Consider the following 12,108-nt stretch of genomic DNA (forward strand, 5'->3'; position numbering starts at 1 on the left):
GCTTTTTGTAATAAACTTCGTAACAGGATTGGTGAGCAAACAATGCGTATCGTTTTTATGGGTACTCCTGATTTTGCCGTACCGTGTCTGCAGGCACTGCTGGATGCCGGACACGAGGTGTGCGGTGTTTACACGCAGCCGGATAAACCAAAGGGAAGGGGATATACGCTGACTCCACCGCCGGTCAAGGTACTGGCACAGTCTGCAAGGATTCCGGTGTTTCAGCCTAAAACGCTGCGTACACCCGAGGCAGCGCAGGCATTTTCTGAATTGAAGCCGGAGGCCGCAGTTGTGGTGGCCTACGGAAAGCTTCTGCCGAAAGCAATTTTGGAAGTTCCCGATAAAGGCTGCATTAATGTGCATGCTTCTCTGCTGCCGGCGTACCGGGGCGCAGCTCCCATTCAATGGTCCGTGCTCAACGGAGATGCACAGACAGGTGTGACCACCATGTATATGGCAGAGGGGCTGGACACCGGTGATATGCTGCTGCAGGAGGCAACCCCCATTGGCGCGGATGAAACAGCAGACGAACTGCATGACCGGCTTGCGGTAATGGGTGCTTCTCTGCTGGTTCAAACATTGGCACAGTTGGATACAATTAAACCGCGGCCGCAGGGAGAGACAACAACCCCTTATGCTGCTATGCTGGATAAATCTTTCAGCCCGATTGACTGGAACCGGACGGCACAGGAAATACACAATCAGATTCGTGGCTTAAATTCCTGGCCGGTGGCTTCCACCATGTTTGGCGGCAAACTGCTGAAAATTTACAACAGCAAAGTTGTCAGTTCCGATGCAGTTGGCACGCCCGGCAGCGTAAGCGCTGACTTCACAGTCAGCTGCGGCGGCGGCACCGCACTTCAGATAACACAAGTGCAGCCTGCCGGAAAGAAAATGATGACCGCTGCTGATTTTCTGTGTGGCCATCCTATGCCGGAGGGCAAGATGCTGCCGTTCTGAAAAGGAGAAATTTCTTACATGGGATTTTATTATTTTGATTACCGGGCGTTCATGTGGATGCTGCCTGCAATTTTATTTTCTGCTTTTGTGCAGTTTAAAGTACAGGCCACATTTTCGCAGTACAGCAAAGTGCGGTGCCTGCGCGGATGTACAGGAGCAGCGGCGGCGCAGGCGGTTGCGGCGCATGGCGGTGTGCTGAATATTTCTGTGCGTCCAATTAGCGGAAATTTAACAGACAATTACGACCCGCGTACAAATGTAATCAGCCTTTCACAAGGTGTTTACGGCAGCAGTTCTGTCAGTGCAGTTGGTGTGGCGGCGCATGAAGCCGGACACAGCATCCAGACCGCTCAGGGATATCTGCCTAATAAAATCCGTACTGCGATTGTGCCGGTTACACGGTTCGCTTCGCAGCTTTCCTTTCCGATTATTCTGGTGGGGCTGCTGTTGCCAACGCAGTACAATCTGGTTGTGGATATTGGCATCGCACTGTTTAGCATTGCAGTATTGTTCCAGCTAGTTACACTGCCGGTCGAATTTAATGCAAGCGCCCGTGCGCTTCAGGCACTGGATGCGACGGAACTGCTGACGCAGGAAGAACTGTCCGGCGCCAGAAAGGTGCTGACAGCGGCCGCGATGACTTACCTTGCAGCCTGCTTCAGCGCGCTGCTGCAACTGCTCCGTTTGCTGCTGATTGCGGGAAGCCGCAGGGGGAATAATCAATGAGCGCGCGGAAAACAGCGCTGGAAGCTCTGCTGCGCGTTGATGAAAATGAAGGGTATTCCAATCTGGTGCTGGACAAGGCACTGCGAGCCTGCACCCTGGATGAACGTGACCGTGCACTGGCCGCGGCACTTTTTTATGGCGTTTTGGAGCGGCGCCTAACATTGGATGCAGTTTTGGAGCGGTATCTGGCACGGCCAAATGAGAAAAAGGACCCGGTCGTTTGGGAAATCCTCCGTATGTCGGCTTACCAGATTTACTATATGGATAAAATTCCGGATTCCGCGGCTGTCAATGAAGCAGTTGAGCTTTCCAAAGCTTCCGGAAAAAGCAAAGCATCCGGCTTTGTAAACGGTGTCCTGCGAAATCTGCTCCGCCAGAAAGGAAAAGCAGAATTCCCGCCGCACCGAAACAGCCATTTTCAGCAGCTTTCCATACAGTATTCCTGCCCGGAATGGCTTCTGAAACTGTGGGAAAACGCATATGGTGCAGAGGTGACGCGGCAGTTTTTAGAAGCCAGTTTCTGCCGGCCGCCGCTTTTTGCCCGTGTAAACACGCTGAAAACAACGCTTGAAAAGCTGACTGTTCTCTTAGCAGAGGAGCAGATAGATGCTGAGGCGGTTCCTTTGTTGGAAAATGCACTGCAGCTGAAAAACACGGGTTCTGTTGCACAGAGCAAGTGCTTTCAGGAAGGACTTTTCCACATACAGGACCTTTCCAGCCAGCTGTGCAGCAGCTTCCTGGGAGCGGAGCCGGGGGATACAGTTTATGATGTTTGTGCGGCACCAGGCGGAAAGACCTTTACCATTGCACAGATAATGCAGAACAAAGGACAGATTACAGCGTTTGATCAGTATAAAGGCAAAGTTGGGCTTATCCGAAAAGGTGCACAGCGGCTGGGTATTTCGTGCATTTCTGCCGCTGTGCGGGATGCGGCTAAGGATGACCGGCCGCTGCCGCTGGCCGACAGAGTTCTGTGCGATGTACCGTGTTCCGGATTCGGCATTATTCGCCGCAAACCCGAAATCCGTTACAAATCCTGCGAAACTATTGACAGTCTGCCGGATTTGCAGTACCGTATTCTGTGTAAGTCGTCCGCTCTTTTGCGGCCGGGCGGAACTCTGATTTACTCGACCTGTACGCTGAATCCTGCGGAAAACGGGCAAAATGCTGAACGCTTTTTAAAAGAGCATAGGAATTTTGCGGCAGTACCGTTACAAATGCCAGATAGTCTGCGGCGTACGATTCTTGAGCCGGAAAATCAGCTGACGCTGTTTCCACAGACCAACCAGACGGACGGGTTCTTTATCAGTGTTTTCAGGAAGGAAGAATAGTTTGGAACAACTGCAGGATATTCGTTCAATGACGCAGCGGGAACTGACGGCAGAATTTGCCGCGCTTGGACAGCCTGCTTATCGCGCAAAACAGGTGTTTTCCTGGCTGCAAAAAAGCGGCGTGCAGAGTTTTGATGAAATGACTAATATCAGCAAAGCCCTGCGGCAGGAGCTGGCACAACGGTATTACATAGCAAATGCCGGCATTGCACAGCGCCTCGTTTCTAAAATTGACACAACTCGCAAGTACCTTTTCCGGCTGCATGATGAGGAATTGGTTGAGTCTGTGCTGATGGATTATCACCATGGCCGCAGCAACTGCATTTCTACACAGGTGGGCTGTCGGATGAACTGCTCGTTCTGTGCAACCGGGCGCAGTGGATATGCCCGAAATTTGACAGCAGGTGAAATGATTGCACAGGTGCAGACAGCGCAGCGTGACGGTGGAGCCCGCGTTTCCAATATCGTGCTGATGGGCATGGGAGAGCCGCTTGATAATTATGATAATGTCCTTCGTTTTCTGGAACTGGTTTCTGATCCGGACGGCATGAATATTGGTATGCGGCATATATCTCTTTCTACGTGTGGTTTGGTGGATCGCATTTATGATTTGGCGGAACACAAATTTCAACTGACGCTTTCAGTTTCTCTGCATGCACCAAATGATGAAATTCGCCGCCAAACTATGCCGGTCAGCCGAAAGTTTTCGATTGAGGAACTTTTGCAGGCGTGTAAACACTATGCGGAAGTGACAGGCCGGCGGATTTCATACGAATATGCCATGATACAAGGCATAAATGACAGTGATTCCTGTGCGCAGGAGCTTGCGGGCCGCCTTGAGGGTACACTTTGCCACGTGAATTTAATACCTGTGAACAGCGTTGCGGGGGCGAGGTACCACAAGAGTTCTGTTGAGCGGCAGAAAAGTTTTATCAAGATTCTGGAGCGTCATGGTATTACCGCAACTGTGCGGCGAACCTTGGGTTCTGATATCAATGCTTCCTGCGGACAGCTTCGCCGCAGAAAGCAAGAAGAGGTGTCCCATCATGTTTAAAGTATGTCATAAAACAGATATTGGACTTGTCCGTGAAACAAATCAGGATGCGTGCAAGAGCGGACTGACTTCCAGCGGAATTGCATGGGCAGTGGTCTGTGACGGCATGGGCGGTGCAAATGGCGGCAATGTAGCCAGCAGCATTGCGGTTGAAACAATGGTTCGCCAGTACCACGGCTTCTTTGGCGGAAGTCAGGTTCGCAGCGACAACTCTATACGTGATTTAATGGTTTCTGCTGTTTATAACGCAAATACTGCCGTCTTCGAGCGCTCCCGTGCAGAAGAAGAGCTGCACGGAATGGGCACAACGGTTGTTTCTGCTGTTGTGTGTGCGGGGGTTGCCCACATTGCCCACGCAGGGGACAGCCGTGCCTACTTGATTACGCCGGAGGGCGCAAAGCAGGTGACAACCGACCATTCTATGGTGCAGGAGCTTGTTGACAGCGGTGACTTGACAGAACAGGAAGCAAAGGTACACCCACAAAAGAATATTATTACACGTGCACTCGGTATTGAACCGTCAGTTTTGGTTGACTATAATGAACTTCCGTTTGAGGGGCGCAGTCTGCTTGTGCTTTGCACAGATGGTCTTTCCAATTACATCGAAACAGAAGAACTTTACACTTTTTCCCAGCAGTATGGCGGGCAGGAACTCGCTGAAAGGCTGATTGGCAAAGCAAAAGACGGTGGCGGCAGTGACAATATCACAGTTGCTATCATTGAAAACTGACGGTCAGGAGGTGCTTCCTATTAATGGATAAATATACTGGGAAACGTTTGGACGGAAGATACGAAATCCACGAACTGGTTGGTGTTGGCGGCATGGCACTGGTTTACCGTGCCTATGACACCCTTGACCAGCGCGTTGTTGCCATTAAAATTCTGAAGGATGAGTATCTGCACAATGCAGAATTTATCCGTCGGTTTAAAAATGAAAGCAAGGCGATTGCACTGCTTTCGCATCCCAACATTATTAAAGTCTATGATGTGAGTTTTGGCGACCAGATCCAGTATATCGTAGAGGAATTCATAGACGGAATTACTCTGAAGCAGTATCTTGACCAGCAGCCTGGTGTTGATTGGCACAAAGCACTGTATTTTACTACAGAAATTCTGCAGGCACTTCAGCATGCGCATGAGCGCGGTATTGTGCACCGGGATATTAAACCGCAGAATATTATGGTTCTGCCAAACGGACACACCAAAGTAACAGATTTTGGGATTGCACGCTTTGCCCGCAGCGAGACCCGCACGATGACAGATAAAGCAATCGGTTCTGTGCATTATATTGCACCAGAACAGGCACGCGGAGATTTGACAGATGAAAAAGCAGATATTTACTCTGTCGGTGTCATGCTGTATGAAATGACAACCGGTCAGCTTCCTTTTGAGGCAGAAAATGCGGTTTCAGTTGCTATTATGCAGCTACAGACAGATCCCTGTCCGCCGCGCCAGATTAATCCGGATATTCCGATGGGGCTGCAGGAGATTACGCTGAAAGCCATGCAGAAAGACCCGATGCAGCGTTACCAGTCTGCTGCGGAAATGCTGCGGGATATTGAACTTTTCCGGCAGAATCCAACGATTCGCTTTAATTATCAGTACTATTCCGGTGATAATTCTACCAGGTATGTGGATTCTGATGCAACTGCTGAGGTTGATCCACAAAGCGGCTACAGTGATGATTATGTATATACGGAAGATGGGGAAGCAGGTGCACAGGCCGGAACAAAAACCAAAACACGCAATAAGGCACCATTTATTGCGGCTGGTATCGCGGCTGCCTTTGCAGTTGTTGCACTGATCCTGCTGCTGACTGGGGTATTCAGTTCGCAGCAGAAGATTACGATTGGGAATTTTGTAGGAAAAACACTGGCTGCCGTTGAGGCGAACAACCCGAACAATTTTCAGTTTGAAATTAAGTATGTTACTGACAGTACCAAGGATGCCGGATTGATTACGGCGCAGGACCCTACTGCGGGTACTTCAGTGGCTGCGGGTTCTAAAGTTACACTGACTGTGGTAAAAAGTGTAGATGCAGCGATTGTACCGGATGTAGCAAACCAAAGCAAATCAGCGGCAGAGCAGACACTGCGGGCCAGCGGTCTGATTGCCACTTTTAAAGAACAGTCAAATGATACCATTGCTTCCGGCAATGCGATTTCAACAGATCCAGCGGCTGGAACCTCCATTGAAAAAGGAAAGACAGTTACGGTATATATCAGTACCGGGCCGGGTGAACTTTCTGTCCCGAATGTTGCTGGCCAGACACTGGATCAGGCAACGGCCACGCTGACGAATGCCGGGTTTAAGGTAGCTGCTTCTGCGCAGGACAACACGGGCAAGGAAGCCAATTATGTGACTGGAACATCACCATCGGCTGGTTCTTCTGCTAAAAAGGGAGATACTGTTACGATTCTGTATAGTTCCGGCAGAAATGAAAGAGAAATCAAAGTGGTTGTACAGCTGCCTGCAAACGTAAATCACAGCATTGCGCTTGCATATTATATTGATGGTGAACGCAAGGGCGACGCAACCGTTAATCCGACGTCAAACAACACATGGACGGGTCAATTTAAGGATAGCAGCGGCGTAAAAGAACTGCTGGTCGAACTGGATGGTCAGAGCTACGTGAAATATAAGCTGGACTTTGGCACCGGAAACTGGGTCATTTCCTGGCAGGGAAGCTATAAAGATCCACAGGCTTCTTCTGCGCCGAGCAGTACTCCGGCGCAAAGTCAGCCGCAGCAGTCAACTCCGGCCAGCACACCGGCTGCATCCTCATCTGCACCGTCATCATCGCCGAGCACTTCTGCACCGGCTGAAGGGCAGTAAGCATGAAACAATGTACAGGTACCATCTTAAAAAGTCTGAGTGGCTTTTACTATGTAGAGACTGAGCATCACATTGTGGAATGCCGCGCCTGCGGTCGGTTCCGAAAAAATGGAATTAAACCAGTGGTAGGGGACAGCGCAGTGCTGCGCATGGAAGGAAAATCCGGTTATATTGAGGAACTGAAGCCACGCAGAAATGTTTTGGTGCGGCCGCCGGTAGCAAATATTGACCAACTGCTAATTGTAGTTTCCGTCTGCAGTCCGGTTCCAAGTACACTGGTAATCGACAAACTGATTGCAGCGGCGGAAAATCAGAATATTGAGCCGATTGTTGTCGTTTCCAAGACGGATTTGGAGGATGGCGAATGGCTCTGTGAGATTTACCGAAAGGCTGGTTTTCAAAGCTTTACAGTTTCGTCAGTGACCGGCGGCGGAGTCGAAAAAATTCGTCCGCTGCTGAAAGGAAAAATAACTGTACTGACCGGCAATACCGGTGCCGGAAAGTCATCACTGCTCAATGCGCTGTATCCGGAGCTTTCTTTGGCAACCGGTGAGGTCAGCCAGAAACTGGGGCGTGGGCGGCATACAACCCGGCAGGTAGAACTTTTGCATTTGCCGGAGGGTGGCTTAGCCGCGGATACACCCGGCTTTTCTTCCATCAATACGGATCGCTATGATTTGTTGGAAAAAGAACAGCTGCAGTACTGTTTCCGTGAATTTGCACCGTATCTTGGGCAATGCATGTTTCAAGGATGTTCACATATTTGTGAAAAGGGCTGTGCAGTGCTGGAAGCGGTGGAAGACGGAAAAATTCCAAAATCGCGGCACGAAAGCTATACTGCAATGTACCAGGAAATTAAAGGCATAAAGGAATGGGATAAGAAATGAATCAGTGCATTATCATCGGCTCTGCGCCGGTAGAAGATTTGTCCGTTTTTCGTGAATACAATACCAGTGAGTCCTTTGTTATCTGTGCCGATGGCGGTCTTGATACGGCACTTGCAGCAAAGATTAAACCCAACTTGATTATTGGTGACTTTGACTCCGCAAAGTCTGCACCTCCAGCAAATGTTGAAACAGTTCGTTTGATGAAGGAAAAAGACGATACTGACATGTTTTCTGCGGTTAAAGAAGGCATGCACCGCGGCTATAAAGAATTCATTTTGTTTGGTGCTTTGGGCGGACGTTTTGATCACTCTTATGCCAATGTCTGTGTTTTACAGTATATCAGCAAGCTGGGTGGTCATGGTGTTATTGTTACAGATAATGAAAAACTTTTCTTCATGCCCGGCGGCAGACTGCATCTACGGGATATGAAGGGGGCCACCGCTTCAGTGTATCCCTTTGGTGCACCAAGTGCGACTGTTTCCTATACCGGCATGAAGTATTCGCTGACAGAAGATGTAATGACTTCTGACAATCCGCTTGGTACCAGCAACGTCATTGAAAGTAATGATGCAACGATTACCGTTCTTGGCGGCAATGTGATTATTTATGTTTTGACCGAAGAAAAATAAATAAGAGATGCACAGATTTTTCCTTTTGCGTATATACTGGGTTATCAACCAGTAAAGGCGGTGAGCCAATGCGCGGACGCTTTCAGCAGTGTGTGCAGGGCAAAGGAGTTCCCTGCGCAGTTGCATTCGGGGTGGGGCTGGCACTCTCCTGTTTCTGCCCGATAGGACTGATTCTATTTATAGTAGCAGTGATGCTGGTTTGTCTGGGCGTGTCGCTCATCCGACGCTGAGAATAATGGAGGGATTTTCTGTGAAGATTGTAGTGGTACACAGCCCGAAAGTAATCGGCTTTTTCCTTCGCAAATTTTTTCATATCCGGAAAGAAGCAACCGAATCTCAGCGCTGAATGAACTATTTGGAGCCGGGAAAAACAAAAGAAGCGGGAATCGCATTGCTTTTTATGCGGTTCCCGCTTCTTTTACTTTGTATAGCTGCATATATAAGGAGCAACAAAACTTTTTCGGAATCATATTCCGTGTGTTGTAAGAATATGATGTCTGTGAGAAATGAAAAAAGGAGAGATCATCAATATGCTTAATCGTGAGGTGCTTTCCGCAAGTGAGGTCGTCTATGACGGCTGCCAAGAGCAGCCAATCGACCTTGATATCAGCCTGCCGGATTACTGCCCGGATATACAGCGTATTCTGAAGTGTCAGGTACTGCCCAGCATCAGTTCCCGCAGCGTTTCCGGGGATCGGTTGGAGGTAGAGGGTACCTGCACGGTCAGAGTTTATTATCTGGATGCAGGTGGAACGTCGGTGCACTGCTACGAAACCGAAAGCTCCTACCTTGCTGCTGTTACGCTCAAACAGCCGGTGGAGCAGCCACGGATTTACACAATGACCCGTGTGGAGTATGTGAACTGCAGGCCGACCAGTCCGCGCAGACTTGACATTCACGGTGCTTTTTCAGTGTGTGCACGGGTTTGCGGACGCGCAGACTTAGAAATTGTAGCTTCCGCAGAAGATGAAAATATGGAACAGCAGACGAAAGAATTCAGCTGCAATCTCTGCAGCGGGTTTTCACAGCAGCCCTTTACTGTGGAAGATACGCTGGAACTCTCACCAGGAAAGCTGCCGGCGGAGACGATTCTGCGTACAGATGTCTGTGCCGTTTTGAAAACGGCCGAGCCTATGCAGGGACAGGTGATGGCGGCCGGCGAAGTGCGGCTGCACATCTTATACACAGGTGGAGAAGAAAATACAGAACCCGAATCAATGGAATATGCAATGCCTTTTACACAGCTTTTGGACTGCGAGGGTGTTACAGAGGAAAGCACCTGCCGTGTACAGCTGGCAGTGGCAGGCATTGAAATTCAGATACACGCAGATTACACTGGGGAATCCTCTGCCTTTGAAACACATGTGCACCTGCTTTCGTCTGTCACTAACTTCCAGCCAAAGTCCATGTCTGCCTTGTCAGATGTATATTCCCGTACATATGAATTAAATATTGCGCGAAAACAAAAAACATTGGAAAGTCTGACGGGCATTATCAGTGACACTTGTTCTCACCGTTTTTCAGTACAGTGTGACAGCGGGCTGACGAAAATATTAGATTTGTGGAATGATCCATGTACGGTAACTGCAACAGTGGATAATGGTCAGCTGCAGTTCAGCGGAAAACTTGGCATATGTGTCATGGCACTGAATCAGGAAAATGCTCCATTCTACTTTGAACGTACTACAGAATTCACCTGCTCTAAGCCGATTGAAACACAGTTTGATACACGTTGTTCAGCAGAAGGAACGGTGCTGAACCTCAGCTACCGGTTGACTGGCGGTGAAATTGAACTCAAGGCAGAGATTTTGCTGACGGCAGAAGTATATGAACTGCAGACATATAAGTTTATTACCGACATTGAGGAAGATACCGCACGACCGAAAGAAAAGGATACTGCAGCGCTGTGCATCTACTTTGCAGATACAGGTGAAAAGCTGTGGGATATTGCCTGCCGGTACTGCACCAGTGTCAATGCTATCCGTGATGAAAACGGCCTTGCGGGGGATACGGTTGAAACCCGTGGAATGCTGCTGATTCCCATGTAAGAAGAATGTCCCGCCATAGATAAAAAACCGCAAACAATGAGCGCAGGAGGGAACGAAATGGAAGAACACACAATCTATCGGGATATTGCGGAGCGGACAAACGGCGATATTTATATCGGCGTTGTTGGTCCGGTGCGCACCGGTAAGTCCACTTTTATCAAAAAGTTTATGGACACAATCGTCATACCAAACATTGCTGAAGAAGCGAAAAAGGACCGCGCTGTAGATGAACTTCCGCAGTCAGCAGCAGGCCGTACGATTATGACAACGGAGCCAAAGTTTATCCCCGAGCAGGCGGTAAAGGTCAATATCGATGACAGCGCTTCGTTTTCTGTGCGGATGATTGATTGTGTTGGTTATATTGTACCAAGTTCTCTGGGATATATTGAGGGAGAAGCCCCGCGCATGGTGATGACGCCATGGTTTGATGACCCGGTTCCATTTAATATGGCTGCGGAAATCGGTACCAAAAAGGTGATTACGGAGCACTCAACTATTGGCTTGGTAGTGACGACGGACGGCAGTATCAGTGACATTCCCAGAGAGGAATATGAAGATGCAGAAGAGCGGGTCATAACGGAACTGAAAGAAATTCACAAACCTTTTATTGTTTTGCTGAATTCCGTGGAACCTGCTGCTCCCACAGCGGTACAGACTGCAAAACAGCTGGAGAAAAAATATGAAGTGCCGGTAATGCCGGTCAATTGTCTGGAACTTGGGGAAGCAGAAATACGGGGCATCCTTTCTAAAGTTTTATTTGAGTTTCCGGTACAGGAAATCAAAGTGGATATGCCACATTGGATTTCCACATTGGAAAAAGATCACTGGCTGCGTGCGGCAATTTATGAATCCATTCAGCAGAATGCGGCAGGTGTGACCTGCATTCGGGAAATCAACAGCATGATGCAGCAGGTTTCGGCCTGCGAGTATGTACAGAAAGCAGCGGTTTCCAGCATTGAACTTGGCTGCGGCAAGGCACGAGTCAGCGTGCAGCTTGAGCAATCCTTGTTTTACAAGGTGCTTGGCGAGAAAACCGGACTTTCCATTGAAACGGAGGGTGACCTGCTGGACAGTATGCTGCACTTTGCAGCAATGCAAAAAGAATATGATAAGATTCAGGAAGCCTATCACAATGTACTGGAAACCGGCTATGGTATTGTAATGCCGAATATTGATGAATTGACACTGGAAGAACCGCGCATTGTTCGTCAGGGCGGGAAATACGGTATCCGCTTGAAAGCCAACGCACCTTCCATCCACATGATGAAAACGCAGATTACAACAGAGATAACACCAATTGTTGGTTCCGAGGCACAGAGTGAAGAACTCGTTTCCTATATGCTCAAAGAAATCGAAGAAAGTCCGTCAAAAATCTGGGAATCCAACATCTTTGGTAAGAGCCTTCATGAGCTTGTCAATGAGGGAATGCACAACAAGCTTTACCGCATGCCACAAGATGCACGAGAAAAAGTGCGCGAAACAATTGAACGAATCATAAATGACGGTTGCAATGGGCTCATTTGCATCATTCTTTAAACTTTAATGCGTTTTATGCATAAATTACCGGGTGATAGGCATATTTTTGCCAATCACCCGATTTTTCTTGCATTTATATAAGAGAATCGATATAATGAAGTT

The 12,108-nt window shown here is 48.8% G+C and carries 11 protein-coding genes; all 11 read left to right on the forward strand.

Annotated elements, in window-relative coordinates; genetic code table 11:
• Positions 1-42 precede the first annotated feature (42 nt).
• The 11 genes from fmt to spoIVA all read left to right on the forward strand — a co-directional run bounded on the left by fmt (position 43) and on the right by spoIVA (position 12,006).
• Complete coding sequence (gene fmt, locus H6X83_RS06475) at positions 43-960, forward strand: methionyl-tRNA formyltransferase (protein WP_212508308.1); 918 nt, start codon at positions 43-45, stop codon at positions 958-960.
• Positions 961-978: 18 nt separating this feature from the next.
• On the forward strand, positions 979-1,686 hold the full coding sequence (locus H6X83_RS06480) for a zinc metallopeptidase (RefSeq protein ID WP_212508309.1): 708 nt from the start codon (positions 979-981) through the stop codon (positions 1,684-1,686).
• Entirely contained in the window at positions 1,683-3,017 is a 1,335-nt protein-coding gene (rsmB, locus tag H6X83_RS06485) for a 16S rRNA (cytosine(967)-C(5))-methyltransferase RsmB (protein WP_212508310.1), read from the forward strand. The genes H6X83_RS06480 and rsmB overlap by 4 nt, the downstream gene beginning before the upstream one ends.
• 10 nt (positions 3,018-3,027) lie before the next feature.
• Entirely contained in the window at positions 3,028-4,071 is a 1,044-nt protein-coding gene (gene rlmN, locus H6X83_RS06490; RefSeq protein ID WP_484484218.1) for a dual-specificity RNA methyltransferase RlmN, read from the forward strand.
• On the forward strand, positions 4,064-4,801 hold the full coding sequence (locus H6X83_RS06495; protein ID WP_212508312.1) for a Stp1/IreP family PP2C-type Ser/Thr phosphatase: 738 nt from the start codon (positions 4,064-4,066) through the stop codon (positions 4,799-4,801). The genes rlmN and H6X83_RS06495 overlap by 8 nt, the downstream gene beginning before the upstream one ends.
• A gap of 23 nt (positions 4,802-4,824) precedes the next feature.
• On the forward strand, positions 4,825-6,906 hold the full coding sequence (gene pknB, locus H6X83_RS06500; RefSeq protein WP_212508313.1) for a Stk1 family PASTA domain-containing Ser/Thr kinase: 2,082 nt from the start codon (positions 4,825-4,827) through the stop codon (positions 6,904-6,906).
• A 2-nt stretch (positions 6,907-6,908) separates the two neighbouring features.
• On the forward strand, positions 6,909-7,793 hold the full coding sequence (rsgA, locus tag H6X83_RS06505; RefSeq protein WP_212508314.1) for a ribosome small subunit-dependent GTPase A: 885 nt from the start codon (positions 6,909-6,911) through the stop codon (positions 7,791-7,793).
• Positions 7,790-8,422: a thiamine diphosphokinase gene (locus H6X83_RS06510; protein ID WP_212508315.1), complete on the forward strand. Its 633-nt coding sequence runs from the start codon at positions 7,790-7,792 to the stop codon at positions 8,420-8,422. Before rsgA ends, H6X83_RS06510 begins: the two co-directional genes overlap by 4 nt.
• Before the next feature lie 68 nt (positions 8,423-8,490).
• A complete protein-coding gene (locus H6X83_RS06515; protein WP_212508316.1) occupies positions 8,491-8,652 on the forward strand; it encodes a hypothetical protein in 162 nt (53 codons plus the stop codon).
• A gap of 300 nt (positions 8,653-8,952) precedes the next feature.
• Positions 8,953-10,470: a DUF3794 and LysM peptidoglycan-binding domain-containing protein gene (locus H6X83_RS06520; protein ID WP_212508317.1), complete on the forward strand. Its 1,518-nt coding sequence runs from the start codon at positions 8,953-8,955 to the stop codon at positions 10,468-10,470.
• 57 nt (positions 10,471-10,527) lie between these two features.
• On the forward strand, positions 10,528-12,006 hold the full coding sequence (spoIVA, locus tag H6X83_RS06525; RefSeq protein WP_212508318.1) for a stage IV sporulation protein A: 1,479 nt from the start codon (positions 10,528-10,530) through the stop codon (positions 12,004-12,006).
• The last annotated feature ends 102 nt before the right edge of the window (positions 12,007-12,108 follow it).

The organism is Caproicibacterium amylolyticum (assembly GCF_014467055.1).
GTDB classification, from domain to species: Bacteria; Bacillota; Clostridia; order Oscillospirales; family Acutalibacteraceae; genus Caproicibacterium; species Caproicibacterium amylolyticum.

What these genes read in the sequence shown, in the direction of transcription:
- fmt (WP_212508308.1), top strand. Translation starts at nt 43, where the DNA reads ATGCGTATCGTTTTTATGGGTACTCCTGATTTTGCCGTACCGTGTCTG.
- H6X83_RS06480 (WP_212508309.1), top strand. Translation starts at nt 979, where the DNA reads ATGGGATTTTATTATTTTGATTACCGGGCGTTCATGTGGATGCTGCCT.
- rsmB (WP_212508310.1), top strand. Translation starts at nt 1,683, where the DNA reads ATGAGCGCGCGGAAAACAGCGCTGGAAGCTCTGCTGCGCGTTGATGAA.
- H6X83_RS06495 (WP_212508312.1), top strand. Translation starts at nt 4,064, where the DNA reads ATGTTTAAAGTATGTCATAAAACAGATATTGGACTTGTCCGTGAAACA.
- pknB (WP_212508313.1), top strand. Translation starts at nt 4,825, where the DNA reads ATGGATAAATATACTGGGAAACGTTTGGACGGAAGATACGAAATCCAC.
- rsgA (WP_212508314.1), top strand. Translation starts at nt 6,909, where the DNA reads ATGAAACAATGTACAGGTACCATCTTAAAAAGTCTGAGTGGCTTTTAC.
- H6X83_RS06510 (WP_212508315.1), top strand. Translation starts at nt 7,790, where the DNA reads ATGAATCAGTGCATTATCATCGGCTCTGCGCCGGTAGAAGATTTGTCC.
- H6X83_RS06515 (WP_212508316.1), top strand. Translation starts at nt 8,491, where the DNA reads ATGCGCGGACGCTTTCAGCAGTGTGTGCAGGGCAAAGGAGTTCCCTGC.
- H6X83_RS06520 (WP_212508317.1), top strand. Translation starts at nt 8,953, where the DNA reads ATGCTTAATCGTGAGGTGCTTTCCGCAAGTGAGGTCGTCTATGACGGC.
- spoIVA (WP_212508318.1), top strand. Translation starts at nt 10,528, where the DNA reads ATGGAAGAACACACAATCTATCGGGATATTGCGGAGCGGACAAACGGC.